Below are 24,440 nucleotides of genomic sequence, written 5' to 3'. Positions count from 1 at the left end.
TCATTTATAATATTTAGGTCTGATTGAAAGCTTTTCTACAATCCTAATCCGTAAATGGTATCCAATCTTTCAACGCATTATTTCTCGGGGCATGTCTGGTTTTTGTTGATTCACTTGCCTTCCCCATCGTTAAGATCTACCACAAGCTCTTCATTTAAAAGTTCATTTGTTGCGACCAATTTATCGTCAACCCAAACACACAGCATGCTTTGGTCGCCAGATTTTTGCTCATCCCAATCCTTTTTCCAAACAATATCAATATCATGCCCGTGATACCGAATGTTACCGAGATAAAAATAATCCCATTTGTCTTCTGGTAACAAGGGGTGTATAGCGAATCGATTTTCATGGGATGCTTTGAATCCTAAAAGATCTTCGATGATGATATCAGGAAATGTGGAATGAAAATAGTCCTGCTCACCGCCGAAGGTTTTGCCGTCGCTGGGGATATACCATTCTCCTATATTTAATTGATCAGTACCATGCATGAGTGCTAACTTTTCAATGTAATCATATAACAGCTCACTGTCAGATGCCATGATTTCGTTCTTGTAATTCCGAAGATAGTTTGCATAGGCCTTATATACCACTGAATTTTGAAAAGGCCAACCGCGGCCGTTCCATGCGTAAGCCTGCTCGTTATAATAGGGGTGCTGTTGTTCGGCAGTGGTCATCCCTGCTATATTATAAAAGCCCTTCCGTGATGAAAACATTTCCCAGGCTTTATCATATTGTTTATAAGATTGTAAAGGTATCATATTGAAGTACCAAGGCGTATAGCCAACAGACTCCCGCACCCTTGCCTCGTAATCGACAACGCCAAATGGATTATCGCCGGCGCTATAGGTATTAAAAAATTGATCCTCTTCATTCCAAAGTACCTGCAAAACTTTATCCCTAATGTTCGCTGCCCTTGACGCATATAGTTTCTCTTTCCCCTCTCGACCGTTAGCGGAATAATTTGCTTGATCCAATTTGTACAAATTCGAAAGCGACTGTAAATTAGCATAAGCATAACTATTGACCGACGGACGTACCAAATAATAATCAGGGTAACCTCTCCGATAAGCCTTTGGATACTGTTTAGCCTGTGGGGATTGTGCTGCGTTGTCTGTTGTACCCCACCCCAGGTAATAGTTTCTCCAATTTTCTTTGGTGTACAGGTCATAGGCTCCTCCGCTTTCTATTAGTCCTAAAACTGCCGAAAGACTAAACTCCATACCATCATATAAATCTAATATCTTATACATTCCTGCCGTTTTGGAACTTGGCGCCTTTACGGTAAACAAACTATCCCATAGCTGTTGATGCTGTTCCATATGGGGGAGCATATTGTGCAGCCATTGCTTATCAGGGTGTATTTTTAAAAAGGCTTCAACGCCGTCGATCATCCAGCTCGAAAAGTGATGGCTTTCCGGACGAGTCAGATAGGTCAAAAAATTCTCATTCTCCCGTTGATTTAATCTAGCCGCCGATCCACGCATGAAATAATCGGCATATGAACTCAAGAACTTGGGATCTCTCAACCATCTTACATCATAAAATTGATGCCCCGCCGGACACGGAATCGCGCCACTAAGTGAGGCCCAAGGCTTCACGCCGAAAAACTCGGTGACGACCCAATAAGTTCCTGAATTCTCTGGGTCTTTATATGCTTTCAGATGTTTGCTGATCATCCACCATCGATAGTTATAAACTTTGGTGATCGAGTCGTTTGAACTGATGAATAAAGGCACGTTTTCCTGTAAAAATGCCTCATTATTAGTAGCATTGAATGGACCGTCAGATTCAGGTCGATCCTTATAAAGATTGAATTCGTCAATATGTAAAGACAGTTCATCTTTTGAAGACTTTTTTAAACGGCGTCTTTCGCTATCAAATGGCAATTTTTTTTGACTGGAACAGGATACCATTACGCACCCTATGAAGAAAGAAACAGCTATAAAAATCACGGAAGACGACATGGTCTTCTTATAGAATTCTGTCATAACGCTAATTAATAAATTGGATTATGCAATTACCCATTTGGCGTATCGAGAGCTTTAAATCCGATTCACAAAAGTACATTGCTTTAATTGCCAAACTTAGATAAATTCATTTATCTGTAGTATAATGGCGTTGCATATAAAAGGAATTATTCATAAGTATCTGCTTTTATTGGTATTCATGAGGGCTAAAGCCGTTTATCGATCTCTCCCCCACCGTTGAGAACCTTTTTATAGGGGAAATATCCTAAGCCATGAAAAATTATTTACCGCATTAAGACTACCTGGCCGCAAATTACCAAAATAACCGAGCCTGTGATCCAAAAACCGGAACCTAAACCATTTATATGACGCCTCGGTCATTGAATTTTTCGAAACACATGGATGACCGCTACCTGATGAACAAAGGTATACAGGCTGGAAAGACTTGATTCCATTTGCAATAAGGGCACCCAATCTGAAGATTAATGTGCTAAATTAATAAAACAATATTATATACAAGTTGTTAATAAATTGTCGTTTTAAGTATCAAACGCTTGTTTGAATGTAATGGCCCCGCTGATTAGCAATTTGGCGGGGTTATTCGTTTATCAAGAGGGGGCTTATGTTTAATTACCTTCACTATTTCCCCATGGGAATAAGAAAAGTCGAAGTAGGGTATAAACTGCTGTCCGCAACAAAGTGCATGATTTTGCTTAAAAAATGAAGAGCCTATGAAAGAACCTTTTGCAATAAAAACGAAAGAAGAGCGCGTGTATATAATTGTTTCCCATATGGCGCCTGAAGTTATCGAAAAGATCAATTCCACAGGTTCATGGACTCCTAAACGGGTAGCAGAATGGATAATTGATGCACAAGACAATAACCTAATTGATACCGCAATAAACCACCAGACAGTACGCTATGTGACCGATGAACTACCTTTTGTAATCTTTATGAAAGCCGATAGTGGTATTGTGGATATTGAATTTAAGAGATAGAGACGGCCGATCTGATGTTTGCTTGGCCAAAAGAAAAGAAGCTGAATTAAATATTGTATCTGGACTTTTTTTGTAAATGTTTATGTTGGGACTTGTGTTTAATTTCATTAATTAAATGAAAAGAAGGTTAAAGCTAAGGGCGACTGATAATCTTGAACCGATAAAAAACCAAATAATGGATTTGATTGATCTAAACGCTACAGCAATTGAATTTGGATGTGGAAATGGGGACTTACTTTTTAAACTTTCTCCACGAATTAAATATGGGCTGGGTATAGACAAATCAAAAACGTTAATAGACAACGCTATCAAACAAAAGGAACAGAAAAACATCACTAATATTGCATTTTTATGTAAAGCCCTCGGAGCAAATTATAAGCATTCGGAAACTTACGATTTTTCTATTGCAAGCTTATTTTTTCATGTTGTACCGGTTGCCGAATCTATCTATCTACTTAATAAAATGCAGGAGATATCGGACAATATTTTAATTTGTGGCTTTTCATGCCCGGAAACACTACAGCATAAATCGCTGTTGTGGCTTGACCAACGATTCTCCAATCATTATAAAAATTTTAAGGCGTACCAAAAATTTGGTTATCTGGAGGGAATTCTCGCAGAAACCCGATGTTCTATTATTACATCGTATAACACCTTTATACCATTCATTAAAATCTATCGAATAAGCTGAATTTTCCGTTGTGAAGGCTTTTCTCAATTCATGAAATATTTTATTTACGCTTTATAGTACTATTAGGTTTATTTTTCAAAAAAATTTAATTTTATAAATTCAAACAATTTTTTGATTGACGGGTTGTTTTCGTATCATTGTGTCATACGGTCAATCGTTATAGTAAAATCAATATTATGAAAAATACATTTATTGAGCGATCGGTATTATTTGGAATTGACAGTCTTAAAAACTCCGAGCTACATAAAAACGACAGACAGCATAACTTGAAAATGCAGTACAATGGCGGGAAACTCTCATTTTTCAATTATATTTTCCTACAGATAAAAAGCAGATTGGCTATTTGGAAAATCAACGGAGAGACTAAACTAAGACGGAATTATTGATTTAAAAAGTGATGCTTTTAACGCTTTCAGTTGAAGGAATTATTTCTCAAGGTTGCGAGCGAATCTTTTGACGAGCGTATGTCATCTAACACTTTTCTTCCGGGATGTTCTACCCTATCCAGTGATTCTAAAATGCTTTCCAATCGGACGGTTCCCTTATCTTCCGGTGGATTGAGGTGTATACCTAAATAAGCATTATCTGAATAACTAATAGCAGTTGCTTCAGCAGCAACATAGTCTACCGGCGATAATGCGCAGAAAATATTTTGGGTTATTAATGTACTATCAGCATAACCGCCCCAATTATCAAATGCAATGACTGTGCTATCTGAATCTTTTGGTCGTTCGGCCGGAACGACAATAAGGTTATTGTAGATCGCTGTATTCCTTACCGGGCCGGGGATATGGATGATGGGAGAAAACCCTGCATGTTTTCCCTTAAGCCTACGACCATCGTTAACGCTGATATTATAACGCACTATTGTACCCGTATTCCCCACGCTGTTTGGAGAGCCAACATTCCCATCATTACATATCAACAGAAAACCTCCCTCGTTATCATGACTATAATTATACTGAATGATGGTATTGCGGCAGTTCCAGTCCGAGTCAAAACCCTGTGCATCCCAAGGCGCTTTGTGATCGCTCACTTCATTATATTGGATAATTGTATTGTCGCAACTCCATGGCCATATTCCTGCTGCCGCTTCTGTGTCAGGCAATAATCGCGGACAATCTCGCATAACATTATATTCAATAAGTGCCCCATCGCAACCGATAGGAACGATACCATCACCCGGCACCCCTTCGAGGTGGTTATTACTTACCAGTACATTTTTATTAGGGAACCAAGCGTCTCTACTCCAGTTTCCATTAATCAGTATGCCGTTTCGCTCCGTACGTTTAATCGTATTATTGGTAATAACAATCTCCAAGAAACGCGATGGTTTTACCTCGCCACTATTACTAAATATGATGCCCGCTCCGCCGCCTTCTTTCTTCACCAAGCTTCCATTTACATCGCAAACCTCAACACTGTCGATTCGTGCGTAGCTTGCCTCCCCGTAGTCTTTCAATTCCCACCAAATTCCGGTCCTGCCAGCAGCTCGCGCCGCCCCATAATTAGAAACTTTAATGCTTTTTATTTCCCAGCCATCTACATTCTGTAAATGTAAGGTCGCAGATGCTTGGCCATTACCTTGTAACAATGGATTATCACCCGAACCATAACGGGATAGGGTGATAGTTTTACTTTTTATTCCACTTCCCTTAACCTTTAATATACCTTCATGTATTTGTGCAGCATGTAGCAACAATGAGTCGCCGGGATGATACCTGTGCTGACTTGCACGCGCCAAACTGCGCCACGCCGTCGCCTTACTTTTTCCATCTGCCAAATCATCCCCATAGTACGCGTTTACATAGTAGTTATCTGCAAAAATAGTTTTACTACAGATGCAAAAAAAGACTAACCAAAACAATACTGGTACAATCTGCCTCATATGATAAAATATTAGCTATCCCGACAAAAGACAATTATACGAAATGGTTTAAGAATAAAGAGCACCGTGCGAATATAGGACGCAAGTTCTGCAATGCTATAAAATAGAAATCTGCATAATCCAATGCCTGCTCCTCTATGAATATTTTTTCCCGCATCCCTCACTGTTTTCCCATAGCCTCTAGGGTCGGGTAAAATAAGTCGGTAATCTTTAAGAGCGTCCAACTGATAATCCCACATAGTGTCGTCAAACGGATGGCCGTGGATTAAGAGTATCACTTCTTGATGATGCCTGTTCATGTCTTCGTAAAAATACTTGCTACCTCTGATTGATAAATATTCCATATAAATAGAAAAAGGATTAAACAATTCCATAGAGGAATTTAATATTAATATCCTGAACGAAAATTAGCAAAAAAAAGCGACAGAACTGGGCATATTAAAGATCATAACAAAAAATATCATCACATGATAAACCATTGTAAATCAGAAATGTTATCTTTTCAATTAGGGATAGTTGAAAATAAATAGCGCAGTTATACCTAATTACTAACTTAGTTTAAAACGTATATCATGAGAACAGATTCATTAAACTTCCAATTATGGCCGGAACTGAAATTTGAGGAACTGAAAGCCAGTGTGGAAACCCTTCAGTTATGGACTCAAATAGTTGGAAAAATTAGACTCCGGAATATGCCTTGGTTAAATCACTCGTGGCATGTGTCTTTGTACATATCGTCACGTGGATTAACAACCAGTAGCATACCCTATAAAAACGGTATTTTCCAGATTGATTTTGATTTTATTGATCACCAGCTTATCATCAGCTCAAGTACAGGAGAAATCAATAAAGTTGAATTACACGCACGCACCGTTGCCTCTTTTTATGACGAGCTTTTTGAAAAGTTAAAATCGATGGACATTCTAGTTAAAATCTATAAAAAACCTAATGAGGTTAACCCTGCCATACCCTTTGATGAGGATGAAATCCACAAGTCTTATGACAAAAAACAGGTACACAACTTATGGACAGCTTTTGTAAGAATCGATACCGTTTTCAATAGGTTCAGATCTCGCTTTGCAGGCAAATGCAGCCCCGTTCACTTATTCTGGGGAGCCTTCGACCTGGCTGTTACCCGATTCTCGGGTAGAGAAGCTCCTAAACACCAAGGGGGAGTACCTAATATACCTCCAGAGATTATGCAGGAAGCATACTCACATGAGGTCTCCAGTGCAGGTTTCTGGCCAGGGAATGATGCTTTTCCACATCCGGCTTTCTATGCCTATTGCTATCCGACACCTGAGGAATATGGCCAACAATCCGTCAAGCCTAAAGAGGCTTTTTACAGCAAAGAAATGGGAGAATTTTTACTACCTTATGAATCTGTTAGGCAATCATCTGCCCCGGAAGAAACGCTCATGCAGTTTTTGCAATCCACTTATGACGCAACGGTCGATACGGCCAACTGGGATAAAGAAGCGTTGGCATTTAAAGGGCCACATGATAAATAAATAGTCTATCTAAAAAAACTATTTACTTGACGGCATAGCAAGTACTTGTCTTTTTTTGAAAATGGCATTACATTATTAATAAGTGACGTACTGATAGCTTGAAATAAGCTATAAAATATGTAGCGTTTTTGTTCTTTTCCCAGTCTTATAAATTAATTAACCAATCTTTACCAATTATGAATATCACAAAACGTGTTATTGCCGCTTGCTGTCTTTTTAATCTGTTAATTTTAGCTTGTAAAAAGGACGATTTAAATAGCAACAGGCTTTACAGAGGAGAAGTTGTGGCAAAATACTGTCCAAGTACAGCTATCGTACGGGTTACCAATGCCAATATTGGCGGCACCCGCACTATTAACCAGCAGGAGTACCCCAATATCATTGGCATATCCAATTGCCCGGATGAAATAAATACGGGTTCTTCAATTTCCTTTTACCTTGACGTATCCGGCGATTTCACTACCTGCCAAGCGGTAGTCCCTTGCCTCCAAGTTGCTCCTATGCCACAGCCAATAGACACTTATTGCTCACGGGATCTTATGAAAACAAATTAGCAATATTGTTGACAAATTGCATCTTTTGTCCAGGCATTACAGATGAAAAGACACCTCATTGTCATCTGTATAGCGGTTAATGCCAGGATAATGCACTACTCAACTGTTCGATGCTACGGTCAGCTCCTTACTGGAGATGGGGAGCTCATTTTTTATCCTTTCCACCAGTTCATTACATGCATCGATGGCATCTCTTCGATGAGCAGAAGAAGTGAAAACGAATAGCGTTATTTCACCGGGATAGACTACGCCAAGGCTATGGTGGACATGCATGCAGGTAAGCTTAAATTTAGCAAAAGTTTCTTCCCGAATAGCATGCATCTTTTCTAAGGCTACCTCTTCATTGGCTTTGTATTCGATGGCTGCTGTTTCGACTGCCCCAGTTTTTTCGACACGAACCTGATCGAGAAAAATGCTATGGGCGCCGATACTAGTTTTGGCGGCATGTTTGGCTAAACTGTCTGTTATAAAAGATGGAATGATAGCCCCTTGTTGAAATATCTGCTTCATTTTTCGATGATCTTAAGTAAGGCCAAAGGTAATAGTTTTGAAATTTTTCCAATAGCTTTTGCTCATTCGTTTTTTTAACAAAATATTTTCTTCCTCCAGTTTTCTTGATCCATCATTTTTTTCGTCTTATGTTAAAAGAAATCATGATGTCGGATAATAATAGCTAACAGCATTTATGCATTAACGTGAAAAGATCAATTGATTTTCGGATTGAATCATTTATAAAAATCCAATTTCATTTCATATTGATCTAGAAAATGTTCTAAACCAATTTTAGAAAGAAAGAGATGTATCGGGACAGAGGTTTTTTCGACGTTAATAATTGACATTAACCGCTCGTCTTGTTCGGTTAGCCTCTTTATTAAGTATGTGCCGATATTTTTCCGCCTATACTTTTTGTCAACAGCAATCTGTTGAATTCTTTTGGAACTTGGATTATAAATTACATAGGCCACTAAACAACTGTGGATATATGCACCAATTGATATATTCTCCTCCTTCATACCTTCAAGCACATGCGCAGCATTTTGCCAAGTAGGCGTAAAGTCCCAGAATGATTTCATCAGCTCCCAGTTATACACGTTCAATTCTTTAATTTCTACATCGGAGCGCGTTGCTATATTTAGATGCTTAATTTCGCCTCTATAGCATGCCAATTTTCTAACAATCTTAAAACCTGATCTTTCGTACGATTTAATGGCTTGTGTATTTTTTGAAATAACTTCTAAATACAAAACTTCAACCCTATTTTCCTTAAGTTTTGGAAACAAAAAGTTATACATCTGTTTTACCAAACCCATTCCTCTTTTATCTGGAATAACTCCTGTCCCACCGTTATATACGGTCTGTCTGCCGTCAAGAAAATCCCTACCATGTAAAATAAAAGCAACTAGTTCCCCATGATCGAATACTCCGACCGAATAATTTAATGCAATTTTGTCTGCTTTAATTTTTGTTTCCAGCTGCTCTAAGGTTAATCGCAATGGAACAAAATAATCAGAGAAAGCCGAGTTAAAAGTACTTACGATTGCTGTTGGTTCAATATGTTCTAATGTACTTATATTCATACCTCCATGTGTTATCATTCATCTGGGGCTAAAATCGAGTAATTGTCATTTTAATATCTTACTATGCCGGTTAGATATTACATAATAGATGGTGCCACTAAATTTATGGTTTTTAATAATTTCAAACCAAATCGGCAATTCATTAGCTATTAATATGAATGATTCATTTTCTAAAAACAGCAATAAGGAATTCAATTAGCATGCTAATTGAAAGTCTTTTATTATGAAAAAATTTATGTATTTATAAACACAATTCTTTTCACTATTCAAAAAGATTCATTATAGATAAAGAATAAACAAATTTTCAGAACGTGGAAGTAGAAATTAGCTAGTAAACAGCACCAAGACTAACGTGACAGCGGCTGGTAGACCCTGCTTGAAAAATATGTCTTTCGATGCCGTAACAGCACCGTATATACCAGCTATTACTATACAGCTTAAAAAAAAGACAGCTACGTTGCGTTGCCATTGAGCATCAGCGATAAATATTGACCATATTAGTCCCGCAGCAAGAAACCCATTGTATAGGCCTTGATTGGCGGCCAACCCTTTTGTAGGTTTAAAAATATGATCAGGTAAACTCCTGAAGGTTTTTTTACCGGCAGTTTCCCAAGCAAACATTTCTATCCATAAGATGTACACGTGTTCAAGCGCAATAAGAACGATCGCGATCTTAGCAATGATTTCAAAACTTCCTTCCATAGCTATTGAATGAGATATAGCATAAAACTAAACAAATTAAGGAGAATTATTTCTATTTTTTTAGCAAACCGATAAACAAATATATACCTGTTAAAAAATTTTAAACTTTGTACTTATGCAAATTGTTAGTTTTATATCCTACCGTTTAGTTGAAATATTATAAAATAAAAATTATGAAATCGCAACTCCTCCTCGCCCTATCGCTATTATTTTTCCAAGTGCACAATATCAGCGCACAATACTTGTCGGAAGTTAAAATTTCACCTGAAAAACCACAGGTTGGTGACAGTGTTAGTTTTGAATATCAGTTACCAGACAGTATCGAGATACAACGCGTGTTACTTTGCTATTTTGAAGATCCAGAAAACAGAAAACAGGAGCAACTTACAACGAATCAGGAAAACGGAAAAATCACAGGAGGCTTTGTGGTATCCGAAGCCACTAGTTTTTTTGTGATTTCTATTGAAGATACCAATGATAAGCGTAGGGGTGCTTACGCTCCCATACATGAAGGAGATGTGAGCGTGCCTTATGCAACTGGAATTGAAGGGATGCTTTACACCACCGATTTGGGTGACTTTTTGCTTGGTATACCTCAAAACGTAAAAAAGGGGCTGGAGCTTATTGACGAAGAAATTATAGCATACCCAAAAAACCGACTATCTTTTACAATGAACAAGGCACAAGCTTTGCGAGATCTTAATCGCAAGCGAGAAGCTAAAACTCTAGTGGATGACGCAAAAAAAACCATTATGGCGGATAGTACGGCAAAAGAGAAGGAGCTAATGCAGGTATTCACGGCTTACGAATATGTCCTGGAAGATGAAACAAAGGCCAACGAAATAGAAATGTTAACGCTCGAACGCTTCCCATATGGTAATACTGCTTATAGGAAGAAAGAGGATACGTTGCATAAAGCAGAACAATTTACAGATAAAGAAGCACTGTATCAAGAGCTTATGGATGACAGGTTCTCTGAAACCCGAAAAGGAAAAACTCAGGATTATATACATGCCGATCTCGCTCACTCAGCATATAAAGCAGGAGAACTTGAAGATTTCGAAAAATATGCAGAACGCATAAGTTATCTAGACGAACGAGCGATGCTATATAATGCTATTGCTTGGCCATTAGCGGAAAAAAATGAAGATATAGCCTTTGCTGAGCGGCTGTCGGCACAATCTATACAACTTCTTGAAAGAATCATTGCCGACAAAGAATCGGGAAATACAGCGAGCACCGAACAACAAAAAAATCGGGCGGCACGTAATCTTAAGGTTTGTGCCGACACTTATGCACTTATACGTTACCATCAAGGTGAATATGCTGACGCTTTACGTTATCAAGAACAAGCTATGGACGGTGGTTTGGTAGACACCGAAGGCAATGAACGTTATGTCATGTACCTTTATAAGACAGGTAAGTTTGACCAGATTCCAGATTTTGCGGAAAAAGCCATTATAGCAGGGAAAAGTAATGAAGAGTTAGTTAATTATTTCAAGGAGGTATATCTAAAACAAGCCGGAGCAGACAGCAGCTCTTGGGCAGCGCACCTGGACGAGCTTCACGAAAAGTACCTCGTTGCTGCCCGAAAAGAATTACGGGAACAAATGATACAGCAAGATGCTCCATTATTCTCATTGGTCAATCTTGCTGGAGAGCTGGTATCACTGGAATCATTAAAAGGTAAAATCGTTGTTGTTGATTTCTGGGCAACTTGGTGCGGTCCCTGCAAACAGTCTTTTCCTGCAATGCAAATGGCTGTAAACAAATATCGAGAAGACGAAGACGTTGAGTTTCTCTTCATCAACACCTGGGAGCGCATCAAAGAACGAGATGCAGCTGTGCGTAGATTTATTACCGACCATAGTTATACTTTTAACGTACTGATGGATACTGAAGGACAGAAAGGCAAATTTGACATTGTTACCGCTTTTGAGGTAAATGGCATTCCAACCAAATTTGTTATTGATCAAAGTGGGCAAATTCGCTTCAAAGCTATAGGCTATTCTGGTTCACCGGATGAAGAGTTAAAGAAAATTTCATTGATGGTTGATCTGCTAAGGGATCAAGTTAACGAGGGTCTTGCAGGAATATTTCCAGGTTACTTTCCTTAGATAATCCAAATTTCTGCTTGAGGCGATATTTAAACATTCTTACACTCTGCGCTTCCACATGTAGTACTTGGGCAATTTGTTTCGTAGACATTTGTAAATGGATGTAAGCACAATATTTTAAATCGAGAGGTGTAAGTTTCTGTACAGCCTTTTCGCTCAGTTGATGAAAAAAATTCGGGTGCAATTGCTGTATTTGCCATCGGATATCTTCAAAATCAGTGTTCATCAACATTTCTTCTTTTAGAAGTTTTTGGATGTTTCTGGCATCACCTTCTTTTAATTTCGTTTGGATCTGCTTAAACATATCATTTTTGTGTTCGATGATCAATGAATTGGCCAACGCCTCTTTTTGGAGTTGTTGCCGTTGGAGTTCGAGAAGCTCCTGCTCTGCCTTTAAACGTGCCTGCTCTTCTTTTTCAAGTTGCATCTGCATAGCTGCACTGCGCTCTGCGTCTTCTTTTTCCTGCGCAAGTTTTTTCTCTCGCTCTATGGAATATCTCAATTTAAAATGATAGGAAAGAAACATGAATCCTAGCCCTATTACCAGTGCCAAAGCAATTCCCCCATACAGATATGTCTGTTGTTTTCTCAGCTCCGCCCTCTCGTTTAATAACTTTAGTTGCTGGTTTTTCTTCTCGGTTTCGTATTGTATTTCGAGTTTCTGGGCATTAAATATCTGTAGCTGATCGAAGGTTTGTTTGAGGGAGTTCTCAGCCTTACGTTGATAATTGAGGGCAGACTGAAGGTCGCCTTTTTTTACAGCGATATCAGCGAGATGTTTATAGACGGTATATTCTTGTTTAAAAAATGTATTGTTATTTTGCTGGATAAGTGTTAACCCTTGCAATAAATATTGCTCAGCGAGCGGTATATTATTTTCCTTTAATGCAAAATCACTTTTTATACCAAAAATACTTACCCATTTATCGGCATTTACACTATTGTTCTTGAGTTCTTCTTCGGCATGAGCAAGATAGAAAAAGGCCTTTTTCTTCCGTTCCAAGAGATTATTATCGGAAAATTCCAGAAAATAATTGGCTAAATTGATACAGGTGATCACGAAAGTCGTTGCGCTTACGTTCTCTGGACTTTGAGTATGAATGGCAAATGATTTTTCGAGGTAATGGAAACTGCTATCTATGTCATCCCTTTTCTTGGCCGCTCTATATCTAGCTAAAAACATACTTGAAAGCCCATTGTTGACATTGGCCAATAGATTATCGTTTTTGGCAAGAACAGCATATTTTTCACACTGACGGATGTAATTTTCCATTTTTTTCTCGTCGTTCCATTTGCTGTAGGCGCTATATAGCAGGTAGTTCAGAAAGTATTTTGTAATCAGATCCTTATTGCTTTCACCAAGATATTTCAGTCCCTGAATGGCGTCTTTTACCACTTCGTCAGGTGAATTGAGATAGTTGTTGAGAAAGGCTTTGGCACGATAAGCGACTGCCTTGGCTTCATTGCTCTTTGCCTTAGCCGCGTTTTCCATACTTAGGTCTAAAGCCCTTTTACTCAAAAGAAGACTGTCTAATGAGATGTAAATACCACTTTGGTACGCATAGAGATAAGCTAGATCATCGGAACACTTTTGTTGTACGGCGATGGCGTTTTCAAGACTATCCAGTGCATCTAGGGATTGGTTCTTCAGCAATAGTTTTTCTATCCTTTCAAGCGTATACGCAGTTTGATCACTTATATGTTGTGCCGAAACATACATGGCGTTCAGCAGTAACAACATTAAATATACTATGCTTATCCTATTCTTCATACACGTTAACCTATACCGACATAATGGAAGTATCAAAAATCTTAAAAAGCTTTCGTACCTGTAAAAAAAATTATGCAAATTTAATTATTCCTTTTCATTAACACCCCAGTATATACTCATCTTGTAGATGTTTTGTATATACAAAGATCTAGTGATGTAGGCGTTTTTAACCAAGCGGCATGTGAAAACGTGCGGGTAATCAGTAAAATCTTTTAATACGATCTTACAAAGAAAATGGCCTTTAGGCTACGTGTTCACCTAAAGGCCATTAAAGTACAATGTAAAATTTATTAAGCAATATTCAAAAAGAACTCTTCTTTGGGTGTACGCACCTTTTTCTGATTTACCAACCAATCGTTCTCCACATCACGGTAACCTAACGGCAGGATGGTAACACTTTTGAGTCCCTGTTGAGGCAATTGAAGCAATTCATCCAAAGCGGTGTTGTCGAAACCCTCCATAGGAGTGGCATCTACCTCCAGTTCTGCCGCGGCAGCAATGGCGAGGCCAAAAGCAATATAAGCTTGACGCGCTGCGTGTTCAAAGTTCTGTGCGGCGGGCCGTACCGTATAAATTGAAGCTAGTTGATCATAATAACCAGCAAACGCTCCTTCGGGAAGCCCTCTTTCGGTCTCCAATAGTCGACGAATCTTGATTATCCGCTCTTCGGTATAGTTATCCCACGCAGCAAATATCAGTATATGCGACCCGTCTGTAATCTGGCTCTGCCCGTTCGCAATTTCCTTTATTTTACTTTTCATTTCAGGATCCGTAACAATGATGATCTTGAATGGCTGCAAACCCGACGAGGTCGGTGCAAGGTATGCTGCTTCCAGTATTTTATCTACTTTTTCCTGTGGAACGGGCTGCCCGTTCATCTTTTTCGTGGCATATCGCCAATTTAGTGCTTCTAATAGTTGCATATGTATTTCAATTCAAATAAACCTATTATTGATATTTATTTTCCGATTTAGTTCATTAGCGCCTTAATGAATCCTTTTGTTGCATCCTCTAGCGTCAGAAGAGCTTTCTCCGGGCACCCCGGGGCAGATATTGCCGAAATAGCGACTAGACCATGAAGAATAGACCAAAATGTCGTCCGCTTGAGGTGTATATCCACGTCAGGATTTTTGCTTAATTTGATTGCTGCCGCAATGGATTCATTTAAAATATCACTTACCTGTTTGATTTCATCAATTTCTTGAACCATCTCGCATGTTGGGATACCTAAGCCATACATAATTTGATAATGCTTTGGATGCTGTTTTGCAAATTCCCAATAGGCATATGACATCGCTAGCAATTGCTGGTCTGGACTAGAATGATCGGCCTTTGCGCAACATAGTTTATCCGCCAGAAGGGCATAACCTTCGCGAGAAAATTCCTCCAAGATCGCATCTTTGCTTTCGAAATGCCTATATACAACAGGCGTACTGTATTCTATGGCATCCGCTATTTTGCGAATGGAAAGTGATTGCCAACCTTCATCTTTTACAATCTGCCACGATTGTTTCAAGATAGTCGCCCTCACCTCTTCCATTTGCCGCTGTTTACGTTCAGAAATCCCCATTTTGATTACAGTATAATAAAAAATAACACTGTCAGCAAAAATAACACATAAAGCAATACAAACCTAACACGCAATGGAAAAACGACATTCGCCTGACTTCAAAGCATTTTTCGTAGTAGATTATTATTCATTTTATACCGACTCAAACTCCGGGGGATAACGCACTGTTCCTGAAATACCTTTTAATCCATCCTTTTCTAGTTCAACAGCCATAAATACATTTTCTGGGACATCAAAAGGTGCTTTGATATGCCTCTTTTTTGCGGGAAGAAACCCAAATTTAGGATAATAATGTTGGTGCCCCAAAACGATTACTGATTTATATCCCAGTTGTTTAGCAACTTCGAAGCCGTGCCTGATTAGCATGCTACCTATGCCTTTATTCTGAAAATCGGGTTTTACAGCTACAGGTGCCAAGGCTAGACTTTTGAATTGCTGTTTACGATTATTGACAATTTGGATTTCGGTAAACATGCTATGTCCAACGATTTTCTGGTCAGTTATAGCTACTAATGAAAGCTCAGGAATGAACGCTTGCTTGTTTCTTCTCAAAGCATCTACTAATTTTGCTTCATCGTTCTGATTAAACGCCAATTTGTTTACTTCATAAATTTCACGATAGTCTTTGATTTGTTCCTTTCTAATGATTATATTATTCATATCAATTCGCTGATTAATTATCAGGCCTGCGCCAATATCTACCGCAACAGATAAGACCGACGACAATGCCCGACAGTGTTATAAAAACAATAAAAGGCTTGTAAGTTTATCTTAAAAATAAAAAGTTAATTGCATCGAAGATGTATCGTAATTCTTACGATACTAAGAACGGCCTATTATAGGCCTTAGACTATATCCAATAAAAAATATGTGTAGCTATTTTGCTTCATGTGCTGTAAAGATAGACTTTTCATATTTTGTGAAAGAAAAAACAGTGATAAAATAAGCGTTGCCTTTAAATTTCGGGTTAAAGCGATACGTTTACATAGGAATTTTATCCAATCAAAATGGGTACAAGTTATCTGTTTCGGCTAGACAGCTTGAACGATGTGATTTGTAAAAATCTCTTGAGTATTCCAAGACAATAATAAATATTAAAGATCTTTTCCTTACCTTGAATGGCTCAAAACGAACACTATTCTAGCATAAAAGAGAGCGTGATGAAACGAAAATTACTATTCAAAAGCAGTGCATTATGGATACATGATTATGAGATTCAACATATGCATTATGATGAAAGGTTTACAATTAGGCATTTCTCCTTTGCTCCTCCATTATCGAAACATAGTGGAGATATCATACTTACCGAAAAAGAAATTTTATTGGACGGAGATGAATGTGAGACCATACCTTTAGGTTCAATAGAAGAATTGTATTACGGGTTCGATAATTTATACACCACAGCCTCTGTTAAAAACTTTGGAGCTTTTTGGAAACCGTTGAGGGTTAGACATGGCTTTAACAATGTCACTTATTTCATAATAAACTATAATTACCTCTATACATCTAATGACCGCTTTCTTTCGTTATTGAAAAGCCTTTTGCTATCGTAAACCTCTCCTTCTACTTTTTGTCCTATCATCGGATAAAACAGCATATACGCCATTTGGTATTCAGATATGGAGAAAGTTATAATGGCGCACGGCTATTAGTTAAAACAATAAAACGATTAACCTGTTAGTAGAAAAAAGCGTATGGTAACGATACAAGTCAATTCCGATAAAAATATTAACGTAAGTGAAAACTTCAGTTTGAAGATTAAAGATACCCTTGGTAACTCTTTGTCTCGTTTTGAAGAGTTCATCACACGATTAGAGGTTTTTTTAGCTGACGAAAACAGTGATAAACAAGGAAGCAAAGATAAGCGCTGTACCATAGAAGTTCGGATAAAGGGCCTCGATCCTGAAGCGGTGACGTCAACAGCAGACGATATTGACTTAGCGTTCAAACAAGCTACCGATAAGCTTACTCAACTCTTGAAAAACCGCACCGAAAAGCTAAAAAATTATTCGTAAAACTATCGAATCTTATAAACTTCGGCTTAGATAATTCTTCTGCAAAGTTCGATTTTATCCTCTTCACTTGAAGGTGCATTTAACCTTGAACCGACAAGTTAACAGAAATACATATAAAGGCAATTAATCTTGCCTGAGTCAAGTCCTTTTGTATTCACTTATGCCATAGCCATTTTCTACCGTAAATGTCTGCGTTATCTGGCGCTATCAACTCCTTAATAAACGGGTTGAAAAGTGATCGTGTAATGCTGATAATCTTTTTATTAGACAAATTAAGGAAATATTGAAACGATATCTATATTAAAATGTAGAGATAATATCTTTCATTTGCATTAATAAAGGCTGAAAAACGGAAACCAATTGTTTAGACCTGATAGATAAGGAGCAGAATGATTTTAGACGTCATTAGAGAACCTGATGGATCGGAAGTGTCTTTTATTACTTGTTTCGAGTCACTATAAACTTGAATGTTCGATTTATGATTTCAAACAAGTGAACAACAGCGTTAATCGGCAGAAAACCTTCTCAGCAATTATATGCTAATAGCAAAAATTATGTATAAAACGTCCTTGTCTCACACAAAACATAAGCATAACCTTAAGGAAAATAGGTTGATTCATTTTTTTTTAGTAGTCGGTACGTGCTGTACTTTAAGCTGTAAGTCGTCACCTGACAGTCGATTAAAAGAAACGAGCGAATCGGCAAGTATGCCATTTCGTATAGAATGGGATGAAAGCAGTTTGCAAAAGCTTGCTCCGAGGGATGGACGTGACTTGCCATACGCAGGATACCCACGATTAAAGCGGTTTCATGACGGCAAAGTTGTTGCCGTCTATGAGGCACAAGGTAATATGGAAATGATTCAGAGCGCTGATGATGGAAAAACGTGGGATGCTCCAAACGTGGTATTCCACGGGCATATTAGTGAAGATTCACTTGGAAATTCCGTCAAAATAAATATTGCCAATCCCGAAATCATTGAGTTGCAAAATGGTGACTGGGTAGCAGCCTGCAATTACAGGCCTAGTAAAGACGGCGTGGCGCCTTTCGCCATTGCTATTTCAAGAAGTGAAGACCAAGGCAATACCTGGAGCGAAGCTCAGGTTGTTTTTAACGCTGGGTTACGTTTTACCGACGGATGCTGGGAACCTGCACTTTTACAACTGCCTAATGGCATTTTACAGGTCTATTTTGCCAATGAAGGCCCGTATACGACATCAGATGAACAAGAAATTTCTGTTCTTGCTTCGGCGGATAACGGGAAAACGTGGGAAAGTGAACCCAGAACAGTTAGCTTCCGAGCGAATCGCCGTGATGGAATGCCCGTGCCAATACTAACGGATAATGAAATTTTAATGGCTATAGAGGATAATAAAGTAGGACAGTTTAAACCTTATATTGTCCGCTCATCGATTAACGACAATTGGAATACACCTGTTACCGGCGACTCCCCTTTGCGGGAATATGCTCTCCAAGATTCATTGCCAGACGAGGTGTATGCCGGCGCGCCATATCTTACTCGATTACCTTCGGGAGAAGTGCTTTTATCTTACCAAACCACCAGAGGTCGTGGAGATGATTGGGAGAAATCTACAATGGAGGTGGCTATTGGCGATAAAAACGGACGGAATTTCGGAAACGCCTCCCAACCTTTTTCCTTACCATTGGACGGCGAAGCTAAGTGGAATGCAATTTCGATGTGGAACGATAGTACCGTTGTAGCAACTTCAGCTACGGATATTGACGGCAGTGTAGGAGCCTGGATGATTCTAGGCCGAATTGTCTTTGATCAAGAATAGCATGGAGCATATACGAAAGGGGCTTCTAAACAACCGCTTGATTAAAGCTTGCCGAATAAGCAGGAACAACGGCTTCAATAAAGTTCCGACATAACTTTACTAAGCCTTATTAAAAAAGAAGTTAACGTTATGACAGCCTAGCCAAAATTGAAACACTTGACGTTTTTAAGGCTCTGAATTCCAAATAGATTTAACCGAATATAACTGGAGATCAGTTACTTCTATACTGTTTCCCCAAAACTGGAGTCCTTCTGCATTATTAGCAGTGGGTTTACGCTCCATAGCATATGAATATACGCCACCGTCTATAAATACTTCGATAGACGTTTTATCTATATAGATATCAGCAGAAAGCTCCATACTAGTCATATCTTCGGGAGAGTAAAAAACACCATTAATGGTATTGTTATTCAAATCATAATCAATTATTTGCTGACCAAATAATTTAAGACCCGCACTTGTTGCGTGCGAAAGTTTTATTGTTGTCTTGATACGCAGGCCTTCGGCGTCATAGCATACTTTTAATTTCTCATTAGCATCATTGGAAGTGAGAGACGACCACTGTTGTACTTTTTCAAATAATGTACTCGTTTCTTCTATAGGCTGACTGAATAACCTTGGACCATTTTTAGTTTTACGAAGGGTAAGCTCGGTAGGTAGTAACATCATGCCATTAAATGGCATAGCCGGTTGATCAATTCTCCCCCATCCGATCTGGATACGTCTTGGATCAGTTTCAGGCATATTGGCAAATGTTTGTGCTGCGTACAAAGCTCCAGTAGTATACTGAAATTTCCCTGCTTCGGGTATAAAGGTTTTTCCGTCAAAAGCACCTAACATATAGGTGCCTGAAGCACCGTACATTACCCATTTGGTATCAGCAGGATCACCATCAACGGATAATTCGAATAAATCTGGACATTCCCAAAAGCCAGTAATATGACTCTCGTATTTCCATTCCTTCATATTTTGTGAGGTGTAGATCGAATGCCCGTCACGCTCATTGAGCACCATGACCCAATGATTGCCGGGGCGGTACCAAAAAACTCTGGGATCACGTGTATCCTTTGTACCCCATTTATCTTTTGAATCTATGAGCGGATTCTTATTATACTTTGTCCACGTACGACCTTTGTCAAGGCTATAAGCCATACACTGCACTTGCTTTTCAGGACTATCCACTGTATAAAAAGCTATCATGGCAGGTGTACTCCCCTTATTGAAACCAGCCGTATTGTTGTAGTCTGTAACTGTTGAACCCGAAAACATGGTGCCCATACTGTCTGGATATAAAGCCGTTGGCAATTCCTGCCAGTGAACCATATCTGTGCTTACGGCATGCCCCCAGCTCATGTTTTCCCATTCTCTTTCATACGGGTTATGCTGATAAAAAAGATGATATTCTCCTTCAGAATAGATCATTCCATTCGGATCATTAATCCAGCCTCTTTTGGTAGTAAAATGGTATTGCGGACGATTTGCTTCCTGATACAGAGACTCCTGCCCGTTTATTTTATCCTCTTGATAAATTTTAGCTAGGCCGGAAGAGTTGCCATCATAGTAGACTTTTATTGTTTTACCCTTCAACGCAGACACATCAGCAAAGACCCAATAATCAGGTTCTTCGGAGGCCAGTCGGATTTTAAATGTACGTTCCTCCTCATCTCCTACAATAAACTTCATATTTCCTCTATCCTGCGACTGCGATACGGGAAGGTTTAGAAATCGCTTATTGACTTTTATTGATATTTCCTGCGCAAAGGTTGAAAAGCTACAAGACCATGTCATTAGCACTAATAGGATAGTTCTTAATATGCTCATTCTTTGTTGGTTTATAATCTATACTAATTATTATATCTAAAACTTATTTAACTCAACTTGCTTGAATTTATTTGTTCATATCGATTTGCTAATATATTAAAATCGAATAAGATAATACTCCGAATAGGTAAAAATCGGTTAACGATTTTTCCTCCTGAAACAGCCCTCACATAATGCAAAAAAACAGCATATCATGGCTCTCTGTAATCCAGCCAATATCTCCTTCAAAATCAATATTATTGAACTAAGACACGTGATTGTTGAGCTGCCTTTGAAAAATTAAGATGCAATCAACCGTGAGCATGGCACGATGATGCGCCAACGGCCTAATTGGACAATAACAATTTACGCAAACGGGGCAATAAAAGGTTACCGTAAATACATCGTTATTATATTTAATGTTTTTGGTAAACTAAAAAATGCTGGATATTCATAAACTGTCCGTTCTTTATCCGGTGAAAACCATTAGCGATCAACTCTTTATCTACTTGCTTCACACTCATTTTATGCAGTTTTTTATGGCCACCTGAGGATCTTCTGCCCTATACTCAATCAATAACAACTTACCATTAGGTTTTAGCGATCGTCTGATAGCCTGTAACATTTCGTGCGGATACAGGAGCTCATGGTATACATCGACCATAATGGCTATATCAATAGTATTATCTGGTAGATTTGGAGATTTTTCATCTCCCTTTACGACATTTACATGATTAAGGTTAAGCTTCTTGCTTCGTTCTTTTAGATAAGCTACCGCATTGTCTTGTATCTCCACGGCATAGACCGTTCCGGTCGGCACCTTGTCTGCTATACGAAAAGTATAATAGCCCGACCCCGCCCCGATGTCTGCAACCACACTGTTTTTTGTTATTGGTAGATTAGAAATGGCGAGGTCTGTGTTTTCTTCCTGCGACCTACTAGCACGTTCGAGCCAATCTTTCCCTTCAAAACTCATTACCCGCGCTATTTCCCTACCGTGGTATACCTTACCTGTACCATCGAGTGATGCTTGCTTGTATGTATATATTTCATCCCTAAGAGGTTCCTTCTGAGCAAACGCAGTTGTACAGGTTAATAATAGAATATATAAAGATATCTGTTTAAAATAATTGTTAGTAGATGGCGTGTTCATAATGGTTTTGCTTTATATTTATTTATTGATATTTACCAAAATCAACACATCTATTCCTTCGGACATGCTATTGTCGCCACACCTTCTGATGTCATCAAGACACGTTTCATCGTGCCATCTGCATTATAATATAGGTAATCAATACAAACTGATCTTCGATGACTACCGCCATTTTTCAAGGCCCCATTGTGATAAATAAAATAAGATCTGCCATTAAATTCAATTATACATGGCCTATTCGTTTGACAGTTGCCAGCAAGCTCATTTAAAATCCCACGGAATTCCCACGGACCACTAATACTCTTACTCATCGCATATGCCACTTTTTCGGGCATTCCAAAACCGTACGACAGGTAATACCATTCGCCACGTTTATGAATATGTATCCCCTCTTCAAAACCGGGTAAGTTTATTTTTTTGATGTCACTATCGAGTTCCATCATATTGTCTTTTAATTTTGCATAATAACATGTACCGTTACCCCAAAAAATAAAAGCCTGTCCGTCATCATCTATTAAAATCCCTGGATCTAAGTTTGCTTTTTCATTGCTATTGAAAGGCAGCATATCGTGTGTAATAAGTGCACTCCCCCGTACATCGTTGAACGGGCCAGTGGGATTCTCAGAAACCGCCACGCCTATTGCTTTCCCATCAACAGACGCATGAGTTACTGCCACATACCAGTAAAATATTCCATCTCTCTGAATAACTTTTGTAGCATAAGCATCTCCACTTGCCCAACTAAAATCTCTTGCTCTCAGTGGTGAAGGGTGTTCCATCCAATCCGTCATATCCTTCGAAGAAAAACAAAGCCAATCGTTCATTACATAATCTTCTGTACCCGGCGGCGCTTCATCGTGACCGGTGTATAGGTATACGGTATTATTATATACAAGGGCGGTAGGATCGCAAGAGTATTTATGCCGAATAATAGGATTGCCCACTATATTATGTACCTCTAAGTTCATTTTTTTCCATTTTAACGCTATACTTAACGTCAACAAAGCTAACCTTTGAAATGCTCGATCATACGCCAAGCACTTGGCCTATAGCTTTGTAATAGTTCAAAAACACTAAGAGCGCCCACTGGTAGACCGTTTAGATCTTAATAAATATTTTCTTTTTAAACAACCAATATAAAATCAACCATTCAACAATCAGCACTAAGCTTCCAGACAATAAAGTAGTATAAGGAGTGCCGAGTATCAGATCGAAATTTTGGCCAAAATGAGTGTAAAGCGATCGGTGTATAAATGTTTTGATCCCCCCGTCTGCGATAACATACGCTGCAATAGAGTTCACCCCTATTACCGTAAAAATAAAGGCCCATTGCTGTTTGCCTGATATATCTATTATCCAATAGAATAAGGCTAACATTAAAAAACAGATGCCACCACTAAAAACAGTCCACGCAGGAGTCCAAATACGTTTAACAATAGGGTTGATACCTGTAAAGTGAAGTAATATTCCGAAGGCTATCAAACACATCCCTATTATTATAAAAAACCTCATTTTTCTTTGCGGTCCATCAGTAGATCTTAAGATTTTTCCAGCAAACAGACCTAACATCATCGTTCCTAACGTTGGAATAAAACTCAGTGTGGCATACCCTCCGCTATTGAAAAGAAATGGTTCATCTCGTGGAAAAAGATTTAAGAACCAACGGTCAAAAGCCCAAGCGAGGTTGGTGTTTTTGTTCCAATGGGCCGCAAATCCATCCATATTATAATGCCAGTTTGCAGGTACCCCCACCGTTGCGTAATCGAAATTTGCATCAGGCAGTGGATAAGATGCAAAGGCCAACCAATACCCTATTAAAATAAAAACCAATGCCCCTACCTGAATTCTAAGCGAGTAAAATGCCAGAATTACCAAAAAGGTATATCCGAGCCCTATTTGTGTGAGCGTATCCTCAAATGTAAAATTGGTTCGTTCTGAATAGATAGATCGTAGAAATATGCCAAGCAATATTAAGATCAACGATCTTTTAACGGTATGCCTTAACAGCGCTCGGAGTGTAGCCCCTTTACTTTTCCTGCTGGCAATGGAAAACGGGAGTACCACTCCTACGAGAAATGTGAAAGCCGGCTGGATCATGTCGTGCAAACTCAGCCACTGCCAGGGTACGTGGCTCTGATTAAACGCTAAGAGCTGCCATAAGGCACTATTGGGCAATGCTTTTGACACTGCCGGAAAATCAAGAACTTCAGCCATCATCAAGAGCATTACAAAACCGCGAAATACATCTACAGACGCAACTCTTTTTATGGGTATTACAGCTCTTGTTACAGATATATCTTTTTGCATAAGATTAGATGCTTTCTATC

General features: G+C 38.8%; 23 protein-coding genes. 9 read left to right on the top strand and 14 right to left on the bottom strand.

The features are described from left to right. Positions 1-110 precede the first annotated feature (110 nt). Positions 111-1,988: a glycosyl hydrolase family 65 protein gene (locus H8S90_RS14670; protein ID WP_187338610.1), complete on the bottom strand. Its 1,878-nt coding sequence runs from the start codon at positions 1,986-1,988 to the stop codon at positions 111-113. A 710-nt stretch (positions 1,989-2,698) separates the two neighbouring features. Here H8S90_RS14670 and H8S90_RS14665 point away from each other — a divergent pair. The 3 genes from H8S90_RS14665 to H8S90_RS14655 all read left to right on the top strand — a co-directional run bounded on the left by H8S90_RS14665 (position 2,699) and on the right by H8S90_RS14655 (position 4,042). Beyond that, positions 2,699-2,965: a hypothetical protein gene (locus H8S90_RS14665; RefSeq protein ID WP_187338609.1), complete on the top strand. Its 267-nt coding sequence runs from the start codon at positions 2,699-2,701 to the stop codon at positions 2,963-2,965. Between the two features lie 115 nt (positions 2,966-3,080). After that, positions 3,081-3,656, top strand: a complete 576-nt coding sequence (locus H8S90_RS14660; RefSeq protein ID WP_187338608.1) for a class I SAM-dependent methyltransferase — start codon at positions 3,081-3,083, stop codon at positions 3,654-3,656. A 176-nt stretch (positions 3,657-3,832) separates the two neighbouring features. Beyond that, complete coding sequence (locus H8S90_RS14655; RefSeq protein ID WP_187338607.1) at positions 3,833-4,042, top strand: hypothetical protein; 210 nt, start codon at positions 3,833-3,835, stop codon at positions 4,040-4,042. Positions 4,043-4,068: 26 nt separating this feature from the next. On the opposite strand, the gene H8S90_RS14650 is transcribed toward H8S90_RS14655, so the two are convergent. Together H8S90_RS14650 and H8S90_RS14645 are read right to left on the bottom strand one after the other, a co-directional pair. Beyond that, positions 4,069-5,544, bottom strand: coding sequence for a right-handed parallel beta-helix repeat-containing protein (locus H8S90_RS14650; RefSeq protein ID WP_187338606.1), 1,476 nt, complete (start codon positions 5,542-5,544; stop codon positions 4,069-4,071). 11 nt (positions 5,545-5,555) lie between these two features. Beyond that, positions 5,556-5,888 carry an alpha/beta fold hydrolase gene (locus H8S90_RS14645; protein ID WP_187338605.1) on the bottom strand — a complete coding sequence of 111 codons (333 nt, stop codon included), beginning with the start codon at positions 5,886-5,888 and terminating at the stop codon, positions 5,556-5,558. A 228-nt stretch (positions 5,889-6,116) separates the two neighbouring features. Between H8S90_RS14645 and H8S90_RS14640 the strand changes: the two genes are divergently transcribed. Both H8S90_RS14640 and H8S90_RS14635 read left to right on the top strand, forming a co-directional pair. Then, positions 6,117-7,055, top strand: a complete 939-nt coding sequence (locus H8S90_RS14640) for a DUF5996 family protein (RefSeq protein WP_187338604.1) — start codon at positions 6,117-6,119, stop codon at positions 7,053-7,055. 176 nt (positions 7,056-7,231) lie between these two features. Then, the gene (locus H8S90_RS14635; protein ID WP_187338603.1) at positions 7,232-7,609 is read left to right on the top strand and encodes a hypothetical protein; all 378 of its coding nucleotides are present in this window, start codon (positions 7,232-7,234) and stop codon (positions 7,607-7,609) included. Positions 7,610-7,708: 99 nt separating this feature from the next. Here H8S90_RS14635 and H8S90_RS14630 read toward each other — a convergent pair whose 3' ends face one another. From H8S90_RS14630 to H8S90_RS14620, 3 genes are all read right to left on the bottom strand, one after another. Then, a complete protein-coding gene (locus H8S90_RS14630; RefSeq protein ID WP_187338602.1) occupies positions 7,709-8,119 on the bottom strand; it encodes a molybdenum cofactor biosynthesis protein MoaE in 411 nt (136 codons plus the stop codon). 215 nt (positions 8,120-8,334) lie between these two features. Further along, positions 8,335-9,186, bottom strand: coding sequence for a GNAT family N-acetyltransferase (locus H8S90_RS14625; protein ID WP_187338601.1), 852 nt, complete (start codon positions 9,184-9,186; stop codon positions 8,335-8,337). A 324-nt stretch (positions 9,187-9,510) separates the two neighbouring features. Next, positions 9,511-9,888: a DUF1304 domain-containing protein gene (locus H8S90_RS14620; RefSeq protein ID WP_187338600.1), complete on the bottom strand. Its 378-nt coding sequence runs from the start codon at positions 9,886-9,888 to the stop codon at positions 9,511-9,513. Between the two features lie 173 nt (positions 9,889-10,061). Here H8S90_RS14620 and H8S90_RS14615 point away from each other — a divergent pair, with 173 nt between their 5' ends. After that, positions 10,062-12,005, top strand: coding sequence for a TlpA disulfide reductase family protein (locus tag H8S90_RS14615; RefSeq protein WP_187338599.1), 1,944 nt, complete (start codon positions 10,062-10,064; stop codon positions 12,003-12,005). On the opposite strand, the gene H8S90_RS14610 is transcribed toward H8S90_RS14615, so the two are convergent. From H8S90_RS14610 to H8S90_RS14595, 4 genes are all read right to left on the bottom strand, one after another. Next, the gene (locus tag H8S90_RS14610) at positions 11,962-13,776 is read right to left on the bottom strand and encodes a hypothetical protein (protein WP_187338598.1); all 1,815 of its coding nucleotides are present in this window, start codon (positions 13,774-13,776) and stop codon (positions 11,962-11,964) included. The two genes, H8S90_RS14615 and H8S90_RS14610, sit on opposite strands and share 44 nt — an antisense overlap. Positions 13,777-14,066: 290 nt before the next feature. Beyond that, positions 14,067-14,699, bottom strand: a complete 633-nt coding sequence (locus H8S90_RS14605) for a nitroreductase family protein (RefSeq protein WP_187338597.1) — start codon at positions 14,697-14,699, stop codon at positions 14,067-14,069. A 47-nt stretch (positions 14,700-14,746) separates the two neighbouring features. After that, entirely contained in the window at positions 14,747-15,346 is a 600-nt protein-coding gene (locus H8S90_RS14600; RefSeq protein WP_187338596.1) for a TetR/AcrR family transcriptional regulator, read from the bottom strand. A gap of 132 nt (positions 15,347-15,478) precedes the next feature. Beyond that, on the bottom strand, positions 15,479-16,006 hold the full coding sequence (locus H8S90_RS14595; RefSeq protein ID WP_187338595.1) for a GNAT family N-acetyltransferase: 528 nt from the start codon (positions 16,004-16,006) through the stop codon (positions 15,479-15,481). A 500-nt stretch (positions 16,007-16,506) separates the two neighbouring features. Between H8S90_RS14595 and H8S90_RS14590 the strand changes: the two genes are divergently transcribed. The 3 genes from H8S90_RS14590 (at position 16,507) to H8S90_RS14580 (ending at position 19,160) form a co-directional block, all read left to right on the top strand. Further along, positions 16,507-16,899: a hypothetical protein gene (locus tag H8S90_RS14590; RefSeq protein WP_187338594.1), complete on the top strand. Its 393-nt coding sequence runs from the start codon at positions 16,507-16,509 to the stop codon at positions 16,897-16,899. A gap of 141 nt (positions 16,900-17,040) precedes the next feature. Then, positions 17,041-17,361, top strand: a complete 321-nt coding sequence (locus tag H8S90_RS14585; RefSeq protein ID WP_187338593.1) for an HPF/RaiA family ribosome-associated protein — start codon at positions 17,041-17,043, stop codon at positions 17,359-17,361. Between the two features lie 707 nt (positions 17,362-18,068). Further along, positions 18,069-19,160, top strand: a complete 1,092-nt coding sequence (locus H8S90_RS14580; RefSeq protein WP_187338592.1) for a sialidase family protein — start codon at positions 18,069-18,071, stop codon at positions 19,158-19,160. 165 nt (positions 19,161-19,325) lie between these two features. Here H8S90_RS14580 and H8S90_RS14575 read toward each other — a convergent pair whose 3' ends face one another. The 4 genes from H8S90_RS14575 to H8S90_RS14560 form a co-directional block, all read right to left on the bottom strand. Next, positions 19,326-20,981 carry a DUF4980 domain-containing protein gene (locus H8S90_RS14575; protein WP_187338591.1) on the bottom strand — a complete coding sequence of 552 codons (1,656 nt, stop codon included), beginning with the start codon at positions 20,979-20,981 and terminating at the stop codon, positions 19,326-19,328. A gap of 499 nt (positions 20,982-21,480) precedes the next feature. After that, entirely contained in the window at positions 21,481-22,113 is a 633-nt protein-coding gene (locus H8S90_RS14570) for a class I SAM-dependent methyltransferase (RefSeq protein ID WP_222852102.1), read from the bottom strand. Between the two features lie 50 nt (positions 22,114-22,163). Beyond that, a complete protein-coding gene (locus H8S90_RS14565) occupies positions 22,164-23,081 on the bottom strand; it encodes a glycoside hydrolase family 43 protein (RefSeq protein WP_187338590.1) in 918 nt (305 codons plus the stop codon). A gap of 130 nt (positions 23,082-23,211) precedes the next feature. Beyond that, positions 23,212-24,420 carry an acyltransferase family protein gene (locus H8S90_RS14560; RefSeq protein WP_222852101.1) on the bottom strand — a complete coding sequence of 403 codons (1,209 nt, stop codon included), beginning with the start codon at positions 24,418-24,420 and terminating at the stop codon, positions 23,212-23,214. Positions 24,421-24,440 lie beyond the last annotated feature (20 nt).

It is taken from the genome of Olivibacter sp. SDN3, assembly GCF_014334135.1.
Lineage (GTDB): Bacteria > Bacteroidota > Bacteroidia > Sphingobacteriales > Sphingobacteriaceae > Olivibacter.
Note: the sequence above shows the minus strand (reverse complement) of the source record. Positions and strands in the feature narration are given on the sequence as shown.

What these genes read in the sequence shown, in the direction of transcription:
- H8S90_RS14605 (WP_187338597.1), bottom strand. Translation starts at nt 14,699, where the DNA reads ATGCAACTATTAGAAGCACTAAATTGGCGATATGCCACGAAAAAGATG.
- H8S90_RS14650 (WP_187338606.1), bottom strand. Translation starts at nt 5,544, where the DNA reads ATGAGGCAGATTGTACCAGTATTGTTTTGGTTAGTCTTTTTTTGCATC.
- H8S90_RS14580 (WP_187338592.1), top strand. Translation starts at nt 18,069, where the DNA reads ATGCCATTTCGTATAGAATGGGATGAAAGCAGTTTGCAAAAGCTTGCT.
- H8S90_RS14620 (WP_187338600.1), bottom strand. Translation starts at nt 9,888, where the DNA reads ATGGAAGGAAGTTTTGAAATCATTGCTAAGATCGCGATCGTTCTTATT.
- H8S90_RS14600 (WP_187338596.1), bottom strand. Translation starts at nt 15,346, where the DNA reads ATGGGGATTTCTGAACGTAAACAGCGGCAAATGGAAGAGGTGAGGGCG.
- H8S90_RS14590 (WP_187338594.1), top strand. Translation starts at nt 16,507, where the DNA reads ATGAAACGAAAATTACTATTCAAAAGCAGTGCATTATGGATACATGAT.
- H8S90_RS14610 (WP_187338598.1), bottom strand. Translation starts at nt 13,776, where the DNA reads ATGAAGAATAGGATAAGCATAGTATATTTAATGTTGTTACTGCTGAAC.
- H8S90_RS14670 (WP_187338610.1), bottom strand. Translation starts at nt 1,988, where the DNA reads ATGACAGAATTCTATAAGAAGACCATGTCGTCTTCCGTGATTTTTATA.
- H8S90_RS14595 (WP_187338595.1), bottom strand. Translation starts at nt 16,006, where the DNA reads ATGAATAATATAATCATTAGAAAGGAACAAATCAAAGACTATCGTGAA.
- H8S90_RS14615 (WP_187338599.1), top strand. Translation starts at nt 10,062, where the DNA reads ATGAAATCGCAACTCCTCCTCGCCCTATCGCTATTATTTTTCCAAGTG.
- H8S90_RS14655 (WP_187338607.1), top strand. Translation starts at nt 3,833, where the DNA reads ATGAAAAATACATTTATTGAGCGATCGGTATTATTTGGAATTGACAGT.
- H8S90_RS14585 (WP_187338593.1), top strand. Translation starts at nt 17,041, where the DNA reads ATGGTAACGATACAAGTCAATTCCGATAAAAATATTAACGTAAGTGAA.
- H8S90_RS14575 (WP_187338591.1), bottom strand. Translation starts at nt 20,981, where the DNA reads ATGAGCATATTAAGAACTATCCTATTAGTGCTAATGACATGGTCTTGT.
- H8S90_RS14665 (WP_187338609.1), top strand. Translation starts at nt 2,699, where the DNA reads ATGAAAGAACCTTTTGCAATAAAAACGAAAGAAGAGCGCGTGTATATA.
- H8S90_RS14560 (WP_222852101.1), bottom strand. Translation starts at nt 24,420, where the DNA reads ATGCAAAAAGATATATCTGTAACAAGAGCTGTAATACCCATAAAAAGA.
- H8S90_RS14570 (WP_222852102.1), bottom strand. Translation starts at nt 22,113, where the DNA reads ATGAACACGCCATCTACTAACAATTATTTTAAACAGATATCTTTATAT.
- H8S90_RS14565 (WP_187338590.1), bottom strand. Translation starts at nt 23,081, where the DNA reads ATGAACTTAGAGGTACATAATATAGTGGGCAATCCTATTATTCGGCAT.
- H8S90_RS14635 (WP_187338603.1), top strand. Translation starts at nt 7,232, where the DNA reads ATGAATATCACAAAACGTGTTATTGCCGCTTGCTGTCTTTTTAATCTG.
- H8S90_RS14640 (WP_187338604.1), top strand. Translation starts at nt 6,117, where the DNA reads ATGAGAACAGATTCATTAAACTTCCAATTATGGCCGGAACTGAAATTT.
- H8S90_RS14645 (WP_187338605.1), bottom strand. Translation starts at nt 5,888, where the DNA reads ATGGAATATTTATCAATCAGAGGTAGCAAGTATTTTTACGAAGACATG.
- H8S90_RS14660 (WP_187338608.1), top strand. Translation starts at nt 3,081, where the DNA reads ATGAAAAGAAGGTTAAAGCTAAGGGCGACTGATAATCTTGAACCGATA.
- H8S90_RS14625 (WP_187338601.1), bottom strand. Translation starts at nt 9,186, where the DNA reads ATGAATATAAGTACATTAGAACATATTGAACCAACAGCAATCGTAAGT.
- H8S90_RS14630 (WP_187338602.1), bottom strand. Translation starts at nt 8,119, where the DNA reads ATGAAGCAGATATTTCAACAAGGGGCTATCATTCCATCTTTTATAACA.